Here is a 22320-nt window from a genome sequence, read left to right as displayed (position 1 = left end):
CGGTCGTCAGCCGTTCTCCTGGTCGAGCCGCTGGTGCAGCATCCTCTTGCCCTGCTCGCCGGCCCTGCGGTTGTTCTCCTGCACCGCCTTCAACCACTCGACGAGCTCGGTGTCCCCCTCGCGCTGGGCGTCCTCGATGTAGGACTCGAGCATCCACACGTTCTGCAGCGACAGCTGCAGCACCGTCAGCAGGTTGTAGTTCTTGTCCTTGGCCGGCGACTGCATGTTCGTCATCGTCGATCTCCCGCAGGCTCAGCAAGACCACCGATCCGTCCTGATCGGACGGATCATCGGGCCGTTTTCCGCGAGGTGTGCGACGAGCCCGGGTTCGGCGTGCTCGCGGCGAGCGCGTCCGGCAACGCCAAGCTCCGCGCATCTCCTCCGCGACGAGGATGTCCACAACGCGCGTTCACCCAAACGTCCACGATGGTGGTGCCTCCGGTGTGCGCCGGAGGGGACCGGCCCCGTGCGCCGGCCGCACGCGCCTGCGCTGCGCGAAGGGCGAAGCCGCGGTCCGCGGGCGGAATTCTCCGGCCGGTGGATCGTTCCAGAAGCTCGTCCGGCGGAGGCGCTCCGGCGCACCGCGGTCGTCGGGCGTTGTGGATCCGGGACGTGCGGGTACCCCGGGAACATGGCGAAGGACGACAAGCTGAGCACGTACCGGTCCAAGCGTGATCTCAACGCTTCCGGTGAGCCGTCGGGTGGCGCGCCGGGGGAGGGAGCGAGGTTCGTGGTGCAGCGCCACGAGGCCTCGAGCGTGCACTTCGACTTCCGGCTGGAGGCCGAGGGGGTGCTCAAGTCGTGGGCGATCCCGAAGGGGCCGTCGTTGGACCCGCAGCAGAAACGGCTGGCGAGCCCGACCGAGGACCACCCGCTGGACTACGCCGAGTTCGAGGGCAGCATTCCCGAGGGTTCCTACGGCGCGGGCACGGTGATCGTCTGGGACACGGGCACCTACCGCAACCTGAGCTCGCACCGCGGCAGCACGGTGGACGTGGCCGAGGCCTTGGACAACGGCCACGTGAAGGTGTGGTTGGACGGGGAGAAGCTGCGCGGCGGCTACGCGTTGACGCGCACGCGCATGCGGGGGCGCGAGTCGTGGCTGCTGGTGAAGACGGACGACGAGCACGCCGACCGGCGCCGCAACCCGGTGCGCACGCAGCCGAAATCGGTGTTGACCGGGCGCCGCAACGCCGATGTCAGCGAGGACGACCATGCGTGATCCGCTGCGGTCGCTCAACGAGCGGGAAGAGTCGCTCCTGCGCACCTGGAACGCCGGGGACTGGGCCGAACCCACGCTGGCCACGTTGACCCGCGAGACGTTCTCCGACCCCGAGTGGGTGTTCGAACGCAAGCTCGACGGGGCGCGGGTGCTGGCCGGACGTGACGACGACGAACCCGCCCTCTGGTCCCGCAACCGCAAACGGGTCAACACTGCGTACCCCGAAATCGCCGAGGCGCTGGCAGCGCAGCAGGCCGGCCGCTTCCTCGCCGACGGGGAAGTCGTCGCGTTCGAGGGCAACCAGACCAGCTTCGCGCGGCTGCAGCACCGCGTGCACCTGACCGATCCGGACGAGGCCCGCGCCACCGGCGTTGCGGTCTACTACTACCTGTTCGACCTGCTCGCCTACGAGGGGACCGACCTCACCCGCTTGCCGTTGCGGACCCGCAAGCGCCTGCTGCGGGAGTGCTTCTCGTTCGCGGATCCGCTCCGGTTCAGCTCCCAGCGGGAGGAGAAGGGCGAGGAGTTCCACCGGCAAGCCTGCAAGCGGGGTTGGGAAGGAGTGATCGCCAAGCGCGGCGACGCGCCGTACCGGCACGGCCGCACGCGGGACTGGCTGAAGTTCAAGTGCGTCGCCGACCAGGAGTTCGTGATCGGCGGGTTCACCGACCCGCGGGGCCAGCGTTCCGGTTTCGGGGCGCTGCTGGTGGGCTACTTCGACCAGCAGCGGTTGCGCTACGCGGGCAAGGTCGGCACGGGTTACGACGAGCGGACGCTGCACGAGCTGCGCGCGCGGCTCGACCGCATGGCGCGCGACTCGTCACCGTTCACCGACGACGTGCGCGAGCGCGGTGCGCACTGGGTCGCACCGGAACTGGTCGCGCAGATCGGCTTCACGGAGTGGACCACCGACGGCAAGCTGCGCCACCCCCGCTACAACGGCCTGCGCACCGACAAGCAGGCGCGAGACGTCGTCCGCGAAGGGTAGGGACAACCGTGGCATCCACGAAGACCGAGACGTTGGAGATCGAGGGAAGGCGGTTCGAACTCTCCAAGAGCGACAAGCTGCTGTATCCCGACGAGGGCTACAGCAAGCACGACGTCGTCGAGTACTTCCGCCGGGTCGCGCCGACGATGGTGCCGCACTTGCGCGGCAAACCCCTGTCACTGCGGCGGTTTCCGGACGGGATCAGCGCGGAGGGATTCTTCCAGAAGGAGGCCGCCGAGTACTTCCCGGACTGGATGCGCGTGGAAACCGTGCCGCAAGTCAGCGGTGGCAACCCGGTGCACCACGTGGTCTGCGATGACGCCGCGACGCTCGCGTACCTGGCGGCGCAGGCATCCCTGGAGTTCCACGTTGCACTGTCCACTGCGGATGACCTGGATGCACCGGTGGTGGCCGTGGTGGACCTCGATCCTCCGGCGGACATGAGCCTGCCGGAGCTGCGGTCGGTCACGCAGGGGATGTGCGACCGGTTCCGCGACGCGGGACTCGCCCCGCACGTGCAGGCCACCGGCGGGAAGGGGTTCCACGTCGTTGCCCCGCTGAGCGGCAGGACCTCGTTCGACGAGGTCCGCGAGGCCGTCCGGGAGCTGGCGGACGCGGCGGCGCGCGAGGACCCGGACCGGCTGACCACCCAACACCGCAAGGACAAGCGCGGCGACCGGGTGTTCCTGGACACCAACCGCAACGCCTACGGACAGACCATGATCGCGCCGTACTCGCTGCGCGCCCGGCCGGGCGCGCCCGCGGCGACTCCGCTGGACCTGTCGGAGGTCTCCAAAGCCACGCCGAACGGGCACGGGCTGAGCAACATGCACCAGCGGCTCGCGCAGAAGCGCGACCCGTGGGCGGAGCTGTCCGAGAACGCCACGACGCTGCACGCCTCCGGCCGGTAGGTCGTTGCCGTGCGACCGCGCCGTGCAACTACCGAGGTTGTGCTATGACGAGCGAACTCCCACCGGCTGAGAACATGCGCGCCGCGGCGCGGCGGTTCCTCGAGGCCCTGCAGGACGCGCAGCGCGCCCGAGCTCACTACTCCTTCGCCGACGACAGGCGGTTGCAGTGGACCTACGTGCCCACGTCCCGTCCCGGCGTGCGTCTGGCCGACCTCGGCCACGACGCGGCCAAGGCCGCGCACCAGCTCCTCGCCACCGCGCTGAGCCCGCACGCGTTCGCGCAGGCCACCAGCATCATGGGCCTGGAAGAAGTGCTCGACCGGGCCGAGCACGGGGAGAACCAGCGGCACCACGGCCACTACTGGACCGCGGTGTTCGGCTCGCCGGACGACGACGCGTGGTCGTGGCGGTTCGAGGGGCACCACGTGTCGGTGACGGCGACCATCACCGGCGCCGAGGTGAGCCCCACGCCGCTGTTCCTCGGCGCCCACCCGGCCGCGATCAGTTATGCCGGCCGGGCGGGCGTTCGACCGCTCTGCTGGGAGGAGGACCTCGCCCGAGCCGTGCTCGAGGAGATGTCCCCGCGACAACGGCGCACGGCCATCGTCGACGACCGCCCGCCGAGCGACATCCACACGACGACCGCAGCGCAGCCGGACCACGTCGAGCCCACCGGTGTTCCGCGTCGCGACCTCGACCCGAGCGCAGCGCGCTGCCTCGACCGCCTCGTGTCGCTGTACCTGCAGCGCTTCAACGAGGACCTGGTCAACGAGGAAGCGGCGGCGCTCGAGCGGGCCGCGGACCAGGTGCACTTCGCCTGGGAGGGGGCCGTGCAGCCCGGTAGCGGGCACTACTACCGCATACAGGCGCCCAAGCTGCTCGTCGAGTACGACAACACGCAGAACGGTGCGAACCACGCGCACTCGGTCGTGCGCCGCCCCGGCGACGACTTCGGCGCGCAGCTCCTCGCGGCGCACTACACCGCCGACCACGGCTTCGTCTCCTCGGTGGCCTCGGAGGGAGCCAGCGGTCAGCACGGCCCGTGAGCAAGCACGGACCGTGCGCAAGAGCGCCGCAGCGTGCGATGCTTCTTCGATCGCCGGTGCTCAACTTCCTGCACCTGCGCAGTCCCACCTCGCGGCGAGGGAACTCGCGGTGGTCCGTGCCGCGGGCGCTCGTCCGCTCCCTCGGTAGGATCGATCTTCGAGTTCCGGCGAGCGCCGATGCCGTGCGGACCGACCAGCTCGTTGCAAAACTGGCCAGCAGTGCAGCTCTGGCACAGGTGATCGGGAGGGGCCATGGAGAGCCCAGGCGAGCGACAGCACCCCCTGGCGAGCCGCCAGCAGCACCCGCTCGAAATGCTCTACCAGGTTCGGGACGAGTTGGACAGAGCAGCTGCCTCCCAACCGCAGGCCGACCTGACGAAGCAGGACCTGCCGTCGTACGGCCGGATCCTGCAAGCGATCATCAGTTCCCTGGGCGAGCTCACGGCGACGCTGGCCAGCCAGGTGCAGGAGATCGACAGGGAGCGCCTCTACCGGCGGGCGCTGCAGGACCACCCCTACGAGGTGATCGACAGCGCCGTCGAATACCTGGGGTACCTGCGCCGCTCCCTGGCAACGGCCATCGACACCGCGGAGGGCTACCGGGAACGCAGCGAGCACGTTCACGAGAACGTCCGCGACGAACCGCGCGGAGAGCCGGGGAAGTAGCGGGACGACGCATCCGACGACCCGCCTCGCGGACACGAGTGCGGGCGCGCGACACGCTGCGCATCGTCGGCGAACAACCGAACCCGATCGCAGTCATCCGCCGCTCGTTCCCGTGAGCGCGCGTTGGGATATCCAGAGCTTTGCGCGACATCGCGTTGGTAGCGGCTCCTCCGAGGACGAGCATCAACCACCACGGCCAGCCCGGATCGACCGCGATCAAGCTCCCGAGCACGACCGCGTAGAGCGGAACGAGCACCGCGGCAAGTGCGAGATCACGCCGGTAGTCATGCTGATGCCACTCCAGGACAGCACCTTCTCCCTCCGGAGGGGATTGCAGCCGGGCGGGAAGTTCTTCGAGCGGTCCGCTCCGGCGCGTGGCCTGCGTCGTGAGCCGCCGAGCTCGCGGCGGGCGCGGTTCACCGCTGTCCGGCTCGGGCCGGGGTGGCAGCGTCTCCACGTTGTAGAAGTCCTCGGCCGTCGGGTGCTCCTCTTGACGGCCCCTGTTGACGGCCCCTGTCGCCGAAGCTTCGGCGCTGGCGGCGTTCGCGGCGGGGCACTTGCCCGTCGGCACGAATGGTGCGCGCCACAGACGTGACAGCACGCGTGCCGCGCTGGCCTGCGATGATGCCGACTGGCTGCTGGTCTGTCCACGTGGTACTTGCCGCCGTGCGAGACCGCTTAACGCGGCGATTCGGTCACACGCGCGCCCGGTGCGCCCGCCCGGGCATTGACGTGTTGACCCGGACTTTTCCCGGTTCACGTCGCACGTGTTCCGCAAGACCACGGCGACGATCCTGGATGAGGCGGGGCTGACTCCGAGGAAGATCGCGGATCAGCCGGGGCACTCGCGGCCGTCGATGACGCAGGACGTGTACTTGGGTAGGCGAGCGGTCGCGCGGGAGACGGCGGAGGCGCTGGAAGACGTCTTCGAGGAAACCCCGAAGTAGTTTTGTGGGGGTAAAGTGGGGGCGCGATCTTGCCCGCGCGAAACCCCAGGTCGTTGACCTGGGGTTTGGTGGGCCGCCGGGGGATCGAACCCCGAACCCGCGGATTAAAAGTCCGCTGCTCTGCCAGTTGAGCTAACGGCCCGCATCGGCAAGGCACAACTTTAACCGCTCACCCAGACAATCCACACAGGGCCCCGGGTCAGCGCGGCTGCACCGCTGGTTCGGTCTGGACGCTCGTGCGCTCGCTGACCCGCTCGTGCCAGCCGAGCCCGGTGACCATGGTGACGACGAGCGCGAACCCGATCCACTGGCTGGCCGTCATCGGTTCCCCGAGCAGGACGACGCCGATGAGCGCTGCCGTGGCGGGGAACGCGAGCTCGGCCAGGGTGGCCCGCGCCGCCGGCGTCGTGCTCATGCCGAAGTAGTACAGCAGCAGCGCGATCAGACCGGGGATGAGCGCGAGCAGCAGCAGCCCCCAGATGTTGCCCCACCCCACGGCCACCGGGGAACCGGTGGCGAGCACGATGACCGCCGCCGCGGGCAGCCCGGTGGAGAAGCGCAGCGCAGTCACGTCGCGGTAGGACAGCTTCGCCGACACGACGCGCCCCAGCACCGTTCCCGAGGCCCACAGCGCCGCGGCGCCCAGGGCCAGCAGCGCGGGCAGCAGCTGCTCCACGCGCACGTGCCACGGGTCGGGGAAGGCCAGCAGCCACGCGCCGAACAGCGCGGGCGCGGCGAAGAGGAAGTACCGCGGCTGCGGTCGTTCGCGCAGCACGAGGAACGCCGCGAGCGCGGCGAAGATGGGCTGCATCTTCTGCAGGACCAGCGGGGTCACCGGGTCACCCGCTTGGAAGGCCATCGTGAACAGCGACGTGGCCAGGGCCGACGCGCCGATGCCGAGTGCGAGCACGGCGATGCGGTCGCGCCACGCGCACGCGGCCCAGGCGCGCCACGCCCGCGGGAGGAACGGGGAAAGCAGGGCGACGATGATGACGTGCTCGGCCAGCACGACCGAAGCCGACGGCAGGCTCGTGGCCAGCGGCATCCGCCAGAGCGCGTCGGTGCCCCACATCGCCGTGGCCAGGGCGACCACCCACGTGCGATCCGGCCCTGAACTCACCCGTTCGGAGGTCATTCGGGCACTCTAGGACGAGGTTCGCCGGCGCATTCACGTGGGACGTAGCGGTCGAGGCCGGGCGGTCGATGTTGGGCGGTCGAGGCCGGCACGACGCGCCGAGGTACTCCGTTGGCGTGAGTCCTTGGACGGTTCGATCTTCGCGCGGGAGCCTGCGGGCATGACACGCACAACCACGACGATCGCGGCTACCTCCGCCCTGTGCATGTTGGGCGTGGCGGCCCCCGCTGCCGCCGCCTCCGCGCAGGCCGGTGATCTGCAGCCCCGGTTCTCCTACGGCAAGTACCAGTCGTACTCGGAGGACGCGAACGCCATCACCTACGACGAGCGCGTGCCGCAGGGAGCTACGAGCCACTTCAGCTCGCTGCCCCTGCCCGACGGTTCCACCAAGATCGTCGTGACGCTCACCGGGCTCGAACCCAACCGCGAATACGGCGCGCACGTGCACACGAACCCCTGCGGCCCGGCCGGCTCGGACGCCGGGCCCCACTTCCAGGACGTCCCCGATCCGGAGCAGCCCTCCACCAACCCCGAGTACGCCAACCCGGAGAACGAGGTGTGGCTCGACTTCACCACGGACGCCGCGGGCAACGCGACGGTCGCGGAACACGGTGACTGGCAGCTGCAGGGCCGGATGGCCGAGTCGTTCGTGATCCACGAGCACCACACGCTCACCGCCCCCGGCGAAGCCGGCGAAGCCGGCGAGGCCGGTGACCGGCTGGCCTGCATGAACGTCGACTTCTGAGCCGGTGGCGAGCCTGCCCGGGGCGATCGAGCAGGCTCAGAGCGCTGCGCCGGAGCGAGCCGGGACGGGAGAGTTCCGGCGCACGCACCCCGCACGTGGCCGCGGCCAGGCCGTCGCGGCCACGTGCTCAAACTTCCGAGAACCGCACCTCGCCGAGTTCGACCTCGGCCGCGCCCGCCGTCACTTCGCCGAGCCACGAGCGCAACTCGTCCACCGATTCCTCCGGAACGAGCACGTGGAACCGCGCCCGGTCGCCGTACTCGACCTCGGCGACGTGGTGACCCGCCGAGTGCAGCTCGTTGTCCAGCTTGCCCGCGGTGGCGTGGTCGGCGGTGACGAACAGCACCCGAACCGGGCGGCGTTCGAGCGTGCCCACGACTTCCAACGCGTCCGCAACGGCGCCGCCGTAGGCGCGGATGAGGCCGCCGGCGCCGAGCAGGACGCCGCCGAAGTACCGGGTGACCACGGCGACAGCGTTGGTGATCTCGTTGTGCCGCAGCACTTCCAGCATCGGCACGCCGGCCGTGCCCGCCGGTTCCCCGTCTTCGCTGGACTTCTGGACCTCGCCGCGATCGCCCAGCACGAACGCCGAGCAGTTGTGCCGGGCGTCGTGGTGCAGGCGCTTGCGCTGCGCGATCACCTCGCGGGCCTGCTGCTCGCTGGTGACCGGGGTGAGCGAGCAGACAAACCGGGACTTCTTGATCTCGCGTTCGTGCTCTCCGGCCTGCCTGAGCGTGCGCATGCGGCTCCCTGCGGGTGGCGACGTCGAGTGCGATCCTCTCACCTGCGGCTCCGCGGCCGGGCGGTGCACTCGCAGGGCACCGTGGTGCAACCAACATCTCGTGGACGCCGCTAACACCCGCCCCGCAGCGGCACGTACGGTCGATTCCCATGGAGCAGGCAGCGAGTCCGTTCGAGCCCGGCGCGCGGGTACGTGCCACGTTCGGTCGCTTTCGGGACCAGTTGGGCACGGTGACGGAAGCGGCCACGGGGCTTCCGGAGGTCTTCGACAGCCCCGTGATGTGGGTGCGGTTCGACGGGGATTCCGAGCCCGGCCTGGTGGCCAGCCAGTTCCTGGAAACGACGGCCTGAACGCCGGCGGTCGTGCTCGCCGGCGCGCGCCGATCCCCGCCAGCGATGACCGCCCGTCCGGTTCGCGGCGCCGCGGTCAGCCCCAGACCTCGCCGGCCGTTTCGGCGATGAGTTCCAGCTTGGCGACCTGCTGGTCGTGGGTCAGCTCGTTGCCCTCGGAAGTGGAGGAAAAGCCGCACTGCGGGGACAGGCACAGCTGATCCAGGTCGATGTAGCGGGTGGCCTGCTCGATCCGGCGTTTGAGCTGGTCCTTCGACTCGAGCTCGCCGGTCTTGGTGGTGACGAGACCGAGCACGACCGCCTTGTCCCGCGGCACGAAGCGCAGCGGTGCGAACCCGCCGGAGCGCTCGTCGTCGAATTCGAGGAAGAAACCGTCGACGTCCAGCTCGTTGAACAGCTGCTCGGCGACGAAGTCGTAGCCACCTTCGGCGGCCCACGAGGAGCGGTAGTTGCCGCGGCACATGTGGGTGGTCACCGCCATCGTCGCCGGCCGGTCGCGCAGCGCTTCGTTGATCAGTCCGATCGTGCGCTCGTGCTCGTGCTCGGCATCGCCGCCGCGGGCGGCGAACTGCTCGCGCTGCCGCGGGTCGTTGAGGTAGGCCAGGCTCGTGTCGTCGAGCTGGAGGTAGTGGCAGCCCAGATCCGCCAGGGCGCGTACTTCCCGGCGGTACGCCGCGGCCAGGTCCGCGCGGAACCGGGCGGGGTCGGGGTAGACCTCCTCGTCGAGGGCGGTCTTGCCGCTGCGGAAGGTGAGCATTCCGGGCGAGGGGATCGTCAGTTTCGGCGTCGCCGTCGTCACCTGCTCGCACAGGTAGGTGAAGGCCGTGGCGAAGATCGTGTGCTCGAGCCCGACCTCGCCGTCCACCCGCATGTCCGGCGTGGTGAACTCGATGTCGCCCCGGGCGTTGTGGAAGCGGACCTGCAACTCCGAATCCTCCACCTTCGACACCCCGGAGAGCTGGTAGAGGAAGTCCATGTGCCACGAGGTGCGGCGGAATTCGCCGTCGGTGGCGCTGGGCAGCCCCGCGTTCTGCTGCATGGCGACGACTTCGGCGATCGCCTCGTCCTCGATCTCGACCAGCCGCGCGTCGGACAGCCGGCCCGCCGCGTGTTCGGAGCGCGCGTCGAGCAGGCGCTGCGGCCGGAGCAGGCTGCCGACGTGATCGGCCCGGAACGGGGGTGTGGTGCGTGGGCTCATGTCCGGCAACCTAATGGCCGCGTGCACACCTGACCAGAGCGCGATCAATCGAGCAGAAACGTGAGTTTCGGCACGATTCGTGATGGAGCAGTCGGAGCAGCGCCTCGAAAGGCCGATAACATGACAGCAACGACGTGCTACTGAACCACGGATGGAGACGATGCGTGTTCTCGTAATCGGGGGCGGAATCGGAGGACTCGCCATCGCGAACGGGCTGCTCGCCCGCGGCCACGAGGTCGAGGTCTTCGAACACGCCGAGAGCCACCGCACCGGTGGGGCCGGCATCACGATGTGGAGCAACGGCACCGCTGCGCTGCGCGAACTGGGCGTCGACATCGAGGAGTCCGGCCGGCGCCTGCACAGCCTCCGCTCGCTCACCGACTCCGGCCGCCTGCTGTGGGAGGCCGACCTCGACGCCGTCACCGAGCAGCTCGGCGCGCCCACCGTGCAGATCCCGCGCCGGGTGCTGATGGACAAGCTCGGCGAGCAGTTACCCGAGGGCGTGGTGCACTTCGGCCGCCGCTGCGTGGGCATCGCCGAACACCCCGACCGGGTGGTCGCGACGTTCGCCAACGGCAGCCAGGCCACCGGTGACGTGCTCATCGGCGCGGACGGCCAGCGCTCCGCGGTGCGCCGGTCGATCGTCGGCGGTCGCCTCGCCCGCCCCAGCGGCTGGGCCAGTTGGCAGGGCCTCACCGCCACCGACCTGCCGGTCACCCGCGGGCACCGCACCCTGAACATCGCGGGACGCGCGGCGCACGCCGGGCTCATCCCCAGCGGATCGGGCCTGTTGCACTGGTGGTTCGACATGCCGTGGAAGGACGGCGAGCCGGTGGCCTCGGTCGCCGACCTGCGGCGCGTGTTCCGCGGCTGGCCCGAACCCGTCGAAGAGCTGCTCGCCGCCATCACCGACGACGACCTGAGCTTCTTCCCGCACATCCGCCACGACGTGCCCCGCGTGTGGGGCGGTGAGCGCACCACGCTGCTCGGCGATGCCGTGCACGCCATGCCACCGGCCGTGGCGCAGGCCGCCAACCAGACCATCGAGGACGCCTGGGTGCTCACCGAATGCCTCGACCGGGGTGGGAGCGAGCCGGCACCGCTGCTGCGCACCTACGAGCAGGAGCGGCTGCCGCGGGTGCGCAAGGTCTCCCGCACGGCGGCGCTCACCGCGGCGCAGCGCAACACGCCGCTGCAGCGCCTCGGCAAGTTTCCCCGGTGGATCGCCACCCGCAGCCAGGTCGTCTCGCTGCGCGCCGGCAGCAGCGTGCTGCGCGGTCTCACACCGCCGCGCCCCCGGCTGCATCCGGCCTGAAGCCCCGCCCGAGCACTCCGCCGGAACACCCCGCCTGAAATCCCCGCCTGGCAAACCCCGCCCGCAGATACAGCGCAACGCGAAAAGAGCGGGGGACTCGCGCGTCCCCCGCTCTTCGGATCACCGGTGCGCCGATCAGCCGTTGAGCTCCTCCGGGTTCGGGCCGACGCGCTCACCGGTCTCCAAACCGGTGATGGACTGCATGTCGTCCTCGGCCAGCTCGAAGTCGAACACGTCGATGTTGGCCTCGATGCGCTCGGGCGTCACCGACTTCGGAATGGTGACGTTGCCCAGCTGGATGTGCCACCGCAGGACGATCTGCCCCGGGGTCTTGCCGTACTTCTCGGCCAGCGAGGTGACCGTCGAGCTGTCCAGCAGGCCGTTGTTCCGGCCGAGCGGGCTCCACGCCTCGGTGGCGATGCCGTGCTCGGCGTGGAACGCGCGCAGATCCGTCTGCGGCAGGTTCGGGTGCAGTTCGACCTGGTTCAACGCCGGCACGACGTCGGTTTCCTCGAAGAGCCGGCGCAGGTGCGGCACGTGGAAGTTGGACACGCCGATGGCCTTCGCGCGGCCCTCGTTGTGCAGCCGTTCGAACGCCTTCCACGTGTCGACGAACTGGTCCTTGGCGGGCAGCGGCCAGTGGATCAGGTACAGGTCGACGTGGTCGAGCCCGAGCCGGTCGAGGCTCTCGTCGAACGCCTGCAGCGTGCTGTCGTAGCCCTGCCGGTCGTTCCACAGCTTGGTGGTGATGAACAGCTCGTCCCGCGACAGGCCCGATTCGGCGATCGCCTTGCCGACACCTTCCTCGTTGCCGTACACGGCTGCGGTGTCGATCTTGCGGTACCCCGCGCGCAGCGCGGTCAGGATCGGCTCGACGACCTCGTTGTCCGGAACCTGGAACACGCCGTACCCCAGCTGCGGCATGGACGCGCCGGTGTTCAGCGTGACGTTCGGAACCTGAGCCATGTGTTGTTTCTCCTCAGCCAAAGTTGTCCCGTGCGGCCTGGAACGGTCGCGATGCGGTCTGCACGGCTCACCGTACCGGTGGGCGGTGGGTGCGTACTTCGTCGTCGACCGGCTCCGCTGTTCGGGCAGCGAAGTCGGCCGGGTGCCGCGCGCCGGGCGCGGCACCCGAACGTCGGTGCTCAGTTGTGCGTCCCGCCGCGGGTGTCGGCGAGTTGCGCGGAACCCCCGGCGGTGGCCGGTTCACCGTCGGTGCGGTGCGAGGCCACGACTTCCGGGGTGGGCTGCGAACGGCGGTCCGACCAGGCCGAGGCGACGGCGAACCCGAGCCCGGCCAGCGCGAGCACCGCGCCGATCCAGCTCGGCGACAGCAGGCCGAACCCTGCGCCGAGCACGGCACCGCCGGCGGAAGCGCCCAGCGAGTTGGCGATGTTGAAGGTGGACTGGATGCTGGCCGAACCCAGCGCCGGAGCGTCCTTGGCGAGATCCAGGATGCGCCCCTGGATGCTCGGCATGGCGGTGAACGCGGTGGCACCGATGAGGAACACGTTGATGGTGGCCAGCACCATGTTCTGCGCGGTGACGGTGAACAGCGCCAGGCTCACGGCCAGTGCGCTCAGCCCCACGCACAGCGTCCACATCGGAGCGATGTCGCCGAGTCGGCCGCCGAGCGCGGTGCCGACGGTCATGCCCACGCCGAACACGGCCAGCAGCACGGTCACGGCGATCGGCGTGAAACCGGTGATGTCGGTGAGCACCGGCTTGATGTAGCTGTAGAAGGAGAACGTGGCGGCGAACCCGAAGACGACCACGCCGAACGCGAGCCACATCCGTCCGCGCAGGAACGTGCGCAGCTCCCCGCTGACGCTGACGTTCTGCGGCTTGGACTGCTGCGGCACCAGGGCGGCGACCGCGATCAGTGCGACCAGGCCGATGGCCGCGACGAGTCCGAAGGTCCAGCGCCAGCCGAGCTGCTGTCCGAGCAGCGTGCCGACCGGGACGCCGACGATGTTGGCCACGGTCAGACCGATGAACATCATCGAGATCGCCTGCGTGCGCTTGTGGTGCGCCACCAGGCTGGCCGCGACGACCGCGCCGATGCCGAAGAACGTGCCGTGCGGCAACCCGGAGATGAACCGGGTGACCAGCAGCATCCCGTGGTTGGCCGCGAACGCCGAGCCGAGGTTGCCGATCGTGAACAGAACCAGCATGTTCAGCAGCACCGTCTTGCGGTGAGCGCGCATGCCGGCGATCGTCAACAGCGGCGCACCGATCACCACGCCGAGCGCGTACAACGAGATGTAGCTGCCGGCGACCGGTTCGGACACGTTCATGGCCGTGGCCACTTCCGGCAGCAGCCCCATCATCACGAACTCGGTCGTACCGATTCCGAATGCGGCGATGGCCAGTGCCAACAGTGCAACAGGCACAGAAGTCTCCCCTGAACGAGTGCCGTACTGGTGCGTTCAGCTCCGCCCGGTGCGGTGCTCGCTGCGGCGGAGGCGATGAAGAATCGGGAAAGCGACGGGCGATGGCGCTCCCGGGTCATCTCAACGATAGATCGTCGTGGCCCTGTTCCCCCAGTGAATATGAACCGCGCCACGTCGGTGACCTGCGCGAAGTTTCGGCAGAGCCGCGGTCGGCGCGATCAGTGCTCCGATCAGCGGGCACTGTGGACGAGAGCACGAGGAGGAGCGCGGCACCGCGCACAATCGCGTTCGCAGTGCCTTGTGCGCAATGCCAAAAGGGGTGCGCTTTCGCCGCCGGTGTTCGGAAAAAAGGCCGGAATTTTGCGCTCGTCGCTCGTTTCGGGTGAGCGCGCTGCGCGGTAGCCGGAAATGTCGGATGGGCGTGTGCGCCGCTGCGGCTCTGATGGCCGCGGTGCTGCGGCTGCCAGCGCTGCGGTGCTGGCAACCGCACCGCTACTCGCGGTCGGGCCCGGGTTCGGGCTCCTCGCCCTGCGGAGTCTCGCCCTGCGGCTTCGCGGCGTTCGCGCGGAACCCGGCGTGCGCCTCGCTCTCGAGGCGCTCGACCATGTGCGGGTAGTGCAGTTCGAACGCGGGCCGGATCGAGCGCACGCGCGGCAGCTCGGTGAAGTTGTGCCGCGGCGGCGGGCAGGAGGTGGCCCACTCCAGCGAGTTGCCGTGGCCCCACGGGTCGTCCACGTTCGCGATGGTGCCGTAGCGGTAGCTCTTGAACACGTTGTACAGGAACGGAAGCATCGACGCGCCCAGGATGAACGCGCCGATGGTGGAGATGATGTTCAGCGTGGTGAACCCGTCGGTGGGCAGGTAGTCGGCGTAGCGCCGCGGCATGCCCTCGTTGCCCAGCCAGTGCTGCACCAGGAACGTGCCGTGGAAGCCGATGAACGTCAGCCAGAAGTGCAGCTTGGCCAGCCGCTCGTCCATCATCCGCCCGGTCATCTTGGGGAACCAGAAGTACATCCCGGCGAAGACGGCGAACACGATCGTGCCGAACAGCACGTAGTGGAAGTGCGCCACGACGAAGTACGTGTCCGTGACGTGGAAGTCCAGCGGCGGGGAGGCCAGCAGGATGCCCGTGAGCCCACCGAGCAGGAACGTGACGAGGAAGCCGATGGAGAACAGCATCGGCGATTCGAAGGTGAGCTGGCCGCGCCACATCGTGCCGATCCAGTTGAAGAACTTGATGCCGGTGGGCACGGCGATGAGGAACGTGGTGAAGGCGAAGAACGGCAGCAGCACCGCGCCGGTGGCGAACATGTGGTGCGCCCAGACCACGGCCGAGAGCACACCGATGAGCAGGGTCGCGAAGACCAGGCCGGTGTAGCCGAACAGCGGCTTGCGGCTGAACACCGGCAGGATCTCGGTGACGATGCCGAAGAACGGCAGCGCGACGATGTAGACCTCGGGGTGGCCGAAGAACCAGAACAGGTGCTGCCACAGGATGGCCCCGCCGTTGGCCGGGTCGAACACGTGCGCGCCCAGGTGCCGGTCCGCGAGCAGCCCCACCAGCGCCGCGGTGAGGATGGGGAAGGCGAGCAGGATCAGGAAGCTCGTCACCAGGATGTTCCAGCAGAACATGGGCAACCGCCACATGGTCATGCCCGGTGCGCGCAGGCACACCAGCGTGGTGATCATGTTGACCGCGCCGAGGATGGTGCCGAGACCGGACACGAGCAGTCCCGCGATCCACACGTTGCCGCCCATGCCCGGACTCGCCTCCGGTCGGGACAGCGGCGTGTAGGCGGTCCAGCCGAAGTCCGCGGCGCCCCCCGGCATGACGATGCCGGAGAGCACGATGAGACCGCCCAGCAGGAACAGCCAGTAGGAGAAGGCGTTCAACCGCGGGAACGCGACGTCCGGTGCGCCGATCTGCAGCGGCAGGATCACGTTCGCGAACCCGAACACGATGGGCGTTGCGAACAGCAGCAGCATGATCGTGCCGTGCATGGTGAACAGCTGGTTGTACTGCTCCTGGGACAGGAACTGCATCCCCGGGGTGGCCAGTTCGCCGCGCATCAGCAGCGCCATGAAGCCGCCGATGAGGAAGAAGCCGAACGAGGTCGCGAGGTAGAGCATTCCGATGCTCTTCGGGTCCGTCGTGTAGATCCACGACAGGAACGCGCCCTTGTACCCGCGCGGCATCGCGTGCGCTCGCGTCGGGGTCGGGGTGGTCGTAGGCGTGGTCAACACGCACCTCCGAGACCTGGGATGCGGAACCGACACGGCGGATCCGGGCCGGTAGCACCGAACCGGGCAGCACCGAACTGGGCAGGACGAACCGGGAGGGCGGCGCCGTGCGGAGCAGGAACCGTGCTGCTCCGACACCGCCCGCGCTCGTCCGGTAACAATCGGTGCCCACCCAGTCTCCTCGAACATCGATCGCATGCAACCGAGCACGCCCAGCGGATTCGAATCGAACTGCAGTTCGCTCAATGGTGTGCAACGCGGTCGAAACGCTGGCGAACACCAGTTCGCGGTGCTCATCCTGGCTGCATGGCAGACGCAAGAGTGGTCGCGGGTGAAGCAAGGGTTGCCGGCGGGGAGGTCGGGGCTGCCGCAGCAGGATGCGCTCCGGTGGCCGCGGTGGTGCTGCGCAGCTCCGGCGTTGCAGCGGCCAGAGCGCCACCAGGAGCGTGCCGCGGTTCCCGTTCGTCGGCCGGGGTGGCGAAGGATCCGCAGGCGGTTTGGTGAAAGCGCGTTCGACGGACCTTGATAACTCCACAGTGGAGGCGCGACGCACGCGGATTGCGCGGCCGGCCGGGCGTTCAGCTCGCGCCGGGCTCGTGCCGGGCTCGTGCTGGGCTCGTGCTGGGCTCGCGCCGGAAAGCGGCCGTCTGCGTGGGCGGATGCGGCGGTCTCTCGCGGGCTTGGCGGTGTGCTGAGGGCGGTGCGGTCGACCGGCCGGTTGCGGCTGCGTGCTCAGGCGCTCTCCGGGGCGGGGTGCGCCGTGCCGGCCCGGGCCAGCGCGGCCCACGCCATGCCGTGCAGCAGCCCCGCCATGTCCTCGGCGTCGAGCTGGGCGCTGTGCGGGGTCGAGTTGATCAACCCGAAGATCGCGTGCGCCGTGGCGCGCGCAGTGCCGACCGGCATCCCGGGATAGCGGGTGCGTAGCGCATCGGCCCACACTTCGACGTACTCGCGCTGGAGCTCGCGGACTTGCCGTCGGCTCGGCTCGGCGAGGCTGTCGAGATCGCGGAACTGCACGGTGATCAGCGCTTGGTCGGTGAGGGCGAACTCCACGTGCCACTGCAGCAACCGGTCGAGAGCGTCGATGCTGCCGGTGGCACGTCCGACGCGTTCGCGGGCGCCCTGCAGCAGCCGTTCGCTGATCCCGGTGAGCATCTCGGCCAGCATCGCTTCCTTGCTGCGGAAGTGGCGGTACAGCGCCGGGCCGCTGATGCCCACGGCGGCTCCGATGTCGTCGATGCCGACGCCGTGGAAACCGTACTGCGCGAAGCGCTCCGCCGCGGCGGTGAGGATCTGCGTGCGGCGGGATTCCTGCGCGGAGGTGGCCATGGCGACCATGCTAGACGAACCGGTTAGTGCGCGTTAACATAACTGCGTTAACGCGTACTAACGCGCTTGCGGAGGTAGTCGTATGGAGGCGCCCGTCCTGGGTACAGCGCTGGACGTGCACGCGGAGCATTTCCAGCGCAATGCCGAACACCATGCTCGGCTCGCCGCGGACCTGCGTGCGCGGCTCGACACCGTCCGCGCCGGGGGTTCGCAGAAGGCGCGGGCGCGGCACGTCGAACGCGGCAAACTGCTGCCGCGCGATCGGGTGGACGGGTTGCTCGACCGGGGATCACCCTTCCTGGAGCTCTCCCCGATGGCTGCGCACGGCATGTACGACGACGAAGCGCCCGGCGCCGGCATCATCACCGGTATCGGGCGGGTCGCCCAGCGGGAGTGCGTCATCATCGCCAACGACCCCACCGTCAAGGGCGGCACGTACTACCCCATGACGGTGAAGAAGCACCTCCGCGCGCAGGAGATCGCGCTGCAGAACGCCCTGCCCTGCCTGTACCTGGTGGATTCCGGCGGGGCGTTCCTGCCGCGGCAGGACGAGGTGTTCCCGGACGCGGACCACTTCGGCCGCATCTTCTACAACCAGGCGACGATGTCGTCCCGCGGGATTCCGCAGCTCGCGGCGGTCCTCGGGTCGTGCACCGCGGGCGGGGCCTACGTGCCGGCGATGAGCGACCAGGCAGTCATCGTGCGCGAGCAGGGCACGATCTTCCTCGGTGGACCGCCGCTGGTGAAGGCGGCCACGGGCGAGGAAGTCAGCGCCGAGGAGCTCGGTGGCGGCCGACTGCACACGCACACCTCCGGCGTGGCCGACCAGCTCGCCGCCGATGACGCCGACGCGCTGCGCCAGCTGCGCACGATCGTGAGCACCCTCGGTCCGCCCGCCGAGGCGCCGTGGCAGGTGCGTCCCGCAGAGGAACCCGCCGTCGACCCCGAGGACCTGTACGGCGCGGTGCCACCGGACACGCGCACCCCCTACGAGGTCCGGGAGATCATCGCGCGGCTGGTGGACGGCAGCCGTTTCGCCGAATTCAAACCCGACTACGGCACGACGCTGGTGACCGGTTTCGCCCGCCTGCACGGGCATCCCGTCGGCATCATCGCGAACAACGGGATTCTGTTCGCCGAGTCGGCGCAGAAGGGCGCGCACTTCATCGAGCTGTGCGATCAGCGTCGGACACCGCTGGTGTTCCTGCAGAACATCTCCGGGTTCATGGTCGGCCAGGAGTACGAGGCCGGCGGAATCGCCAAGCACGGCGCGAAGATGGTCACCGCGGTGTCGTGCGCCCGCGTCCCCAAGTTCACGGTCGTGATCGGCGGCTCGTTCGGCGCGGGCAACTACTCGATGTGCGGGCGCGCCTACGAGCCGCGGATGCTCTGGATGTGGCCGAACGCCCGCATCTCGGTGATGGGCGGCGAGCAGGCGGCTTCGGTGCTGGCCACGGTGCGGCGCGAACAGATGGAGCAGCGCGGCGAGGACTGGCCCGCCGGGGATGAGGAGGAGTTCAAGCAGCCCATCCGGGACCAGTACGAGCACCAGGGGCACCCGTACTACTCGACCGCCCGCATCTGGGACGACGGGGTGATCGACCCCCGGCAGACCCGCGATGTGCTCGGGCTGTCGCTGTCGGTCGCGGCGAACGCACCGCTGGATCCGGTGTCGTACGGGGTTTTCCGGATGTGACGCGGACGCATCGCCAGCACCGGAACGCAGTGCCGGGAGGAGTGGACCAATGAGCTTGTTCGACACCGTCCTCGTCGCCAACCGCGGGGAGATCGCTGTGCGCGTGATGCGCACGCTGCGCCGGCTCGGGATCCGCTCGGTGGGCGTGTACAGCGATGCCGATCGCGACGCGGCCCACGTGCAGGAGGCCGACGTCGCCGTGCACCTCGGACCGAGCGCCGCCGAGAAGAGCTACTTGAACGTTGCACGGATCGTGGACGCGGCGCAGCGCACCGGCGCGGCCGCGGTGCACCCGGGTTACGGGTTCCTCTCGGAGAACGCGGAGTTCGCACGTGCGTGCCAGGCCGCGGGTTTGGTGTTCATCGGGCCCTCGGCCGGGGCGATCGACGCGATGGGGAACAAGATCCGGGCGCGGGAGACCGTCTCGGCGGTGGACGTGCCCGTGGTGCCGGGGTACTCCGGAACGGATCAGGACGACGCGCACCTGCTCGACGCCGCCCGCGACATCGGTTTCCCGGTGCTGCTGAAACCGGCGGCGGGCGGTGGGGGCAAGGGCATGCGCGTGGTCACCGGAGCCAACGAGTGGTCCGAGCTCATCGCCGCTGCGCGCCGCGAGTCCGAGGCGGCGTTCGGTGACGCGACGATGCTGCTCGAGCGCTACGTCGCCCGGCCGCGGCACATCGAGGTCCAAGTGCTCGCCGACGCGCACGGCACGGTGCTGCACCTGGGCGAGCGGGAGTGCAGCCTGCAGCGGCGCCACCAGAAGATCGTCGAGGAAAGCCCTTCAGCACTGCTGGGGCAGCAGGAGCGGGACCGCATCGGCCGATCCGCTGCGGAAGTGGCCCGTGCGGTCGATTACGTCGGTGCCGGCACGGTCGAGTTCGTCGTCTCCGCGCAGCGTCCGGAGGAGTTCTTCTTCCTCGAGATGAACACCCGGCTGCAGGTCGAGCACCCGGTGACGGAGATGGTGGCGCGTTTCGGCGGTGCGGACGGCGTCGACCTCGTGGAGCAGCAAGTCCGCATCGCCGCGGGCGAGCAGCTGCCGTGGCGGCAGGAGCAGCTGCAGCTGCACGGGCACGCCGTGGAGGCCCGGGTCTACGCCGAATCCCCCGAACAGGACTTCGTGCCGACGGGCGGGCGGGTGCACGCCCTGCACGAGCCGCAGGGACCGGGGGTCCGCGTCGATTCGGGGATTCGCGAAGGCAGCGTCGTCGGGACCGACTACGACCCGATGGTGGCCAAGGTCGCCGCTTGGGGGGCGGAGCGCGGTGAAGCCCTGCTGCGGCTCGACGCCGCGTTGGCCAGCACCGCGGTCTTGGGGGTGCGCACCAACACCGCGTTCCTGCGGACACTGCTGGCCGATGCGGATGTGCGTTCCGGTGACATCGACACCGGGCTGGTCGACCGGGTGCGGGAGCGTTCGGCGGCTCCGGAGACGCCCGAGGCGGTCTATGTCGCCGCTGCGCTGGAGCGGCGTCGTGCGGCGGAACCGGCGGGTGATGTGACCGACCCGTGGTGCATCCCGAGCGGGTGGCGCCTCGGCGGGCCGGCCTGGAGCCTGTGGCGGCTGTCCGCGGGTGATGGCGAGCGTCGCGTGTACGTGCGCGGACGCGCGCATGACGCGCAGGTCGTCGTGGAGACGCCCGAGTCCCGCGAAGCCGGGGCTGTCGCGCTCACGTCCGTGAACGTTCCGGCGGACCCGGGCGCGGCCGTTCCCGCGGGGCTGGCGGTGCGCGGTTCCGAGCTCGTGCTCTCGTTGCACGGCCGCACCTGGCGGTGTTGCTGGGTGCGCGCCGAGAATACGACGTGGCTCGCTGCCGATGGCCGGCAGTGGGAGGTCGTCGAACGGGATCTGCTCGCCGACTCGAGTGCTGAGGCGGATGCGGCCGACGGCTCGGTGGTCAGCCCCATGCCGGGAACCGTGCTGGCCGTGGACGTGTCCCCGGGTGAACAGGTGCGCGCCGGTCAGCGGTTGTGCGTCGTCGAGGCGATGAAGATGGAGCACACGATCTCCGCGCCGTTCGACGGATACGTCGCCGACTTCAGCGTCCGCGCCGGTGAACCGGTGCGACTCGAACAGGTCCTGGGGACCGTGAAACCCGTCGAGGAGGCCTGAATGGTGGATCATCGGCTTGGTGCAGAGCACCGGCAGCTGTGTGCAACGGTGCGGGAGTTCGCGCGCGACGAGGTCGCTCCCGTGATCGGGGACTACTACGAGCGCTGCGCGTTCCCCTACCCGTTGGTGCGTTCGATGGGCGAGATGGGGCTGTTCGGTCTGCCGCTGCCCGAGGAGTACGAGGGGATGGGCGGTGACTACTTCGCGCTGTGCCTGGCGCTGGAGGAACTCGCGCGGGTGGACTCCTCCCTCGCCGTGACGCTCGAAGCCGGGGTTTCGCTCGGGGCGATGCCGGTGTACCGCTTCGGCAACGAGGAGCAGAGGAGTACCTGGCTGCCGCGGTTGAGCACTGGCGAAATCCTCGGTGCGTTCGGATTGACCGAACCGGACGGCGGCTCCGACGCCGGGGCGACGCGGACGACCGCGAAGCTCGACGGCGCGGAATGGGTCATCAACGGGTCCAAGGAGTTCATCACGAATTCGGGAACCGACATCACCGGGTTGATCACGGTGACGGCCGTGACGGGGCAGAAGGACGACGGCGGTAAGGAGATCTCCACGATCATCGTGCCCGCGGGAACCCCGGGGCTGACCGTGGCGGAGAAGTACTCCAAAGTCGGGTGGAACGCCTCCGACACGCACGGGTTGTCGTTCTCCGATTGCCGTGTTCCGTCGGAGAACCTCCTGGGAACGCGCGGGAAGGGCTATGCGCAGTTCCTGTCGATCCTGGAGGAGGGACGTGTCGCGATCGCCGCGCTGGGGGTCGGTTTGGCGCAGGGCTGCGTCGACGAGTGCCGCCGCTACGCCGTGGAGCGCACCGCGTTCGGACGACCGATCGGACAGAACCAGGCGATCCAGTTCAAGATCGCGGACATGGAGGCGCGGGCGCACACGGCGCGCCTGGCCTACTACGACGCCGCGTCCCGCATGATCGGCGGCGAACCTTTCGGTCGGCAGGCGGCGATCGCCAAGCTCACCTCGTCGAACGCGGCGATGGAAAATGCGCGCGACGCCACCCAGGTCTTCGGCGGGTACGGGTTCATGAACGAAAGCCCCGTGGGGCGGTTCTACCGGGACGCGAAGATCCTCGAGGTCGGCGAGGGCACCAGCGAGGTGCAGCGGATGCTCATCGCGCGGGAACTCGGCGTCGGGGTCTGAGCGCGCGACTCTTGCCGGGGCGCTTCTGGCAGCACCGTTTCGGCCGTTCCCCCGCCGCGAGCAGCCCCTCGGCGATGGGAGCGGTGTCGCTCCGCGTCCGTGGAGCGGAGCTCTGTCCGGTG

At 69.5% G+C, this 22320-nt stretch carries 19 protein-coding genes, 1 tRNA gene and 1 pseudogene; 12 read left to right on the top strand and 9 right to left on the bottom strand.

The genetic code is table 11. The annotated features are described in order from the left end of the window. Nucleotides 1-6: 6 nt before the first annotated feature. Complete coding sequence (locus tag ACVGV2_RS19450; protein ID WP_459163780.1) at nucleotides 7-234, bottom strand: hypothetical protein; 228 nt, start codon at nucleotides 232-234, stop codon at nucleotides 7-9. 397 nt (nucleotides 235-631) lie between these two features. On the opposite strand from ACVGV2_RS19450, the gene ACVGV2_RS19445 reads away from it, so the two are divergent. The 6 genes and pseudogenes from ACVGV2_RS19445 to ACVGV2_RS19420 form a co-directional block, all read left to right on the top strand. After that, nucleotides 632-1222 (top strand): DNA polymerase ligase N-terminal domain-containing protein, encoded by a 591-nt coding sequence (locus ACVGV2_RS19445; RefSeq protein ID WP_459163779.1) that lies wholly within the window; start codon nucleotides 632-634, stop codon nucleotides 1220-1222. Further along, entirely contained in the window at nucleotides 1215-2210 is a 996-nt protein-coding gene (ligD, locus tag ACVGV2_RS19440) for a non-homologous end-joining DNA ligase (protein WP_459163778.1), read from the top strand. Before ACVGV2_RS19445 ends, ligD (ACVGV2_RS19440) begins: the two co-directional genes overlap by 8 nt. Before the next feature lie 8 nt (nucleotides 2211-2218). Continuing rightward, entirely contained in the window at nucleotides 2219-3121 is a 903-nt protein-coding gene (gene ligD / locus ACVGV2_RS19435) for a non-homologous end-joining DNA ligase (RefSeq protein WP_459163777.1), read from the top strand. 44 nt (nucleotides 3122-3165) lie between these two features. Further along, nucleotides 3166-4167, top strand: a complete 1002-nt coding sequence (locus tag ACVGV2_RS19430) for a DUF3500 domain-containing protein (protein WP_459163776.1) — start codon at nucleotides 3166-3168, stop codon at nucleotides 4165-4167. 252 nt (nucleotides 4168-4419) lie between these two features. Beyond that, on the top strand, nucleotides 4420-4833 hold the full coding sequence (locus ACVGV2_RS19425; protein ID WP_459163775.1) for a hypothetical protein: 414 nt from the start codon (nucleotides 4420-4422) through the stop codon (nucleotides 4831-4833). A 761-nt stretch (nucleotides 4834-5594) separates the two neighbouring features. Then, nucleotides 5595-5780 (top strand): annotated as a pseudogene (locus ACVGV2_RS19420) (site-specific integrase); the annotation flags it as partial. Between the two features lie 66 nt (nucleotides 5781-5846). Here the strand turns inward: ACVGV2_RS19420 and ACVGV2_RS19415 are convergent. Both ACVGV2_RS19415 and ACVGV2_RS19410 read right to left on the bottom strand, forming a co-directional pair. Next, nucleotides 5847-5922: transfer RNA gene (locus ACVGV2_RS19415), tRNA-Lys, on the bottom strand. A gap of 57 nt (nucleotides 5923-5979) precedes the next feature. Further along, nucleotides 5980-6915: a DMT family transporter gene (locus tag ACVGV2_RS19410; RefSeq protein ID WP_459163774.1), complete on the bottom strand. Its 936-nt coding sequence runs from the start codon at nucleotides 6913-6915 to the stop codon at nucleotides 5980-5982. 160 nt (nucleotides 6916-7075) lie between these two features. Here ACVGV2_RS19410 and ACVGV2_RS19405 point away from each other — a divergent pair, with 160 nt between their 5' ends. Next, entirely contained in the window at nucleotides 7076-7660 is a 585-nt protein-coding gene (locus ACVGV2_RS19405; protein WP_459163773.1) for a superoxide dismutase family protein, read from the top strand. A gap of 127 nt (nucleotides 7661-7787) precedes the next feature. On the opposite strand, the gene ACVGV2_RS19400 is transcribed toward ACVGV2_RS19405, so the two are convergent. Beyond that, nucleotides 7788-8402, bottom strand: a complete 615-nt coding sequence (locus tag ACVGV2_RS19400; protein ID WP_459163772.1) for a YigZ family protein — start codon at nucleotides 8400-8402, stop codon at nucleotides 7788-7790. Nucleotides 8403-8551: 149 nt separating this feature from the next. Between ACVGV2_RS19400 and ACVGV2_RS19395 the strand changes: the two genes are divergently transcribed. Continuing rightward, a complete protein-coding gene (locus ACVGV2_RS19395; RefSeq protein ID WP_459163771.1) occupies nucleotides 8552-8752 on the top strand; it encodes a KOW motif-containing protein in 201 nt (66 codons plus the stop codon). Between the two features lie 76 nt (nucleotides 8753-8828). Here ACVGV2_RS19395 and ACVGV2_RS19390 read toward each other — a convergent pair whose 3' ends face one another. Further along, nucleotides 8829-9950, bottom strand: coding sequence for a 5-methyltetrahydropteroyltriglutamate--homocysteine S-methyltransferase (locus ACVGV2_RS19390; RefSeq protein ID WP_459163770.1), 1122 nt, complete (start codon nucleotides 9948-9950; stop codon nucleotides 8829-8831). 160 nt (nucleotides 9951-10110) lie between these two features. On the opposite strand from ACVGV2_RS19390, the gene ACVGV2_RS19385 reads away from it, so the two are divergent. Continuing rightward, nucleotides 10111-11265, top strand: a complete 1155-nt coding sequence (locus ACVGV2_RS19385; RefSeq protein WP_459163769.1) for an FAD-dependent monooxygenase — start codon at nucleotides 10111-10113, stop codon at nucleotides 11263-11265. Between the two features lie 135 nt (nucleotides 11266-11400). Here the strand turns inward: ACVGV2_RS19385 and ACVGV2_RS19380 are convergent, their stop codons facing one another. The 4 genes from ACVGV2_RS19380 to ACVGV2_RS19365 form a co-directional block, all read right to left on the bottom strand. After that, a complete protein-coding gene (locus ACVGV2_RS19380; RefSeq protein WP_459163768.1) occupies nucleotides 11401-12231 on the bottom strand; it encodes an aldo/keto reductase in 831 nt (276 codons plus the stop codon). A gap of 179 nt (nucleotides 12232-12410) precedes the next feature. Beyond that, the gene (locus ACVGV2_RS19375) at nucleotides 12411-13658 is read right to left on the bottom strand and encodes an MFS transporter (RefSeq protein ID WP_459163767.1); all 1248 of its coding nucleotides are present in this window, start codon (nucleotides 13656-13658) and stop codon (nucleotides 12411-12413) included. Between the two features lie 492 nt (nucleotides 13659-14150). Continuing rightward, complete coding sequence (ctaD, locus tag ACVGV2_RS19370) at nucleotides 14151-15854, bottom strand: aa3-type cytochrome oxidase subunit I (RefSeq protein WP_459166061.1); 1704 nt, start codon at nucleotides 15852-15854, stop codon at nucleotides 14151-14153. Nucleotides 15855-16631: 777 nt separating this feature from the next. Next, on the bottom strand, nucleotides 16632-17228 hold the full coding sequence (locus ACVGV2_RS19365) for an SACE_7040 family transcriptional regulator (RefSeq protein WP_459163766.1): 597 nt from the start codon (nucleotides 17226-17228) through the stop codon (nucleotides 16632-16634). Between the two features lie 82 nt (nucleotides 17229-17310). On the opposite strand from ACVGV2_RS19365, the gene ACVGV2_RS19360 reads away from it, so the two are divergent. The 3 genes from ACVGV2_RS19360 to ACVGV2_RS19350 are packed head-to-tail and all read left to right on the top strand — an operon-like array spanning nucleotide 17311 to nucleotide 22198. Continuing rightward, the gene (locus ACVGV2_RS19360) at nucleotides 17311-18924 is read left to right on the top strand and encodes a carboxyl transferase domain-containing protein (RefSeq protein WP_459163765.1); all 1614 of its coding nucleotides are present in this window, start codon (nucleotides 17311-17313) and stop codon (nucleotides 18922-18924) included. 49 nt (nucleotides 18925-18973) lie between these two features. Further along, the gene (locus ACVGV2_RS19355) at nucleotides 18974-21040 is read left to right on the top strand and encodes an acetyl/propionyl/methylcrotonyl-CoA carboxylase subunit alpha (RefSeq protein ID WP_459163764.1); all 2067 of its coding nucleotides are present in this window, start codon (nucleotides 18974-18976) and stop codon (nucleotides 21038-21040) included. Beyond that, the gene (locus ACVGV2_RS19350) at nucleotides 21041-22198 is read left to right on the top strand and encodes an acyl-CoA dehydrogenase family protein (protein WP_459163763.1); all 1158 of its coding nucleotides are present in this window, start codon (nucleotides 21041-21043) and stop codon (nucleotides 22196-22198) included. It begins immediately after the preceding gene. Nucleotides 22199-22320 lie beyond the last annotated feature (122 nt).

This window comes from Bounagaea algeriensis (assembly GCF_054491375.1).
Note: the sequence above shows the minus strand (reverse complement) of the source record. Positions and strands in the feature narration are given on the sequence as shown.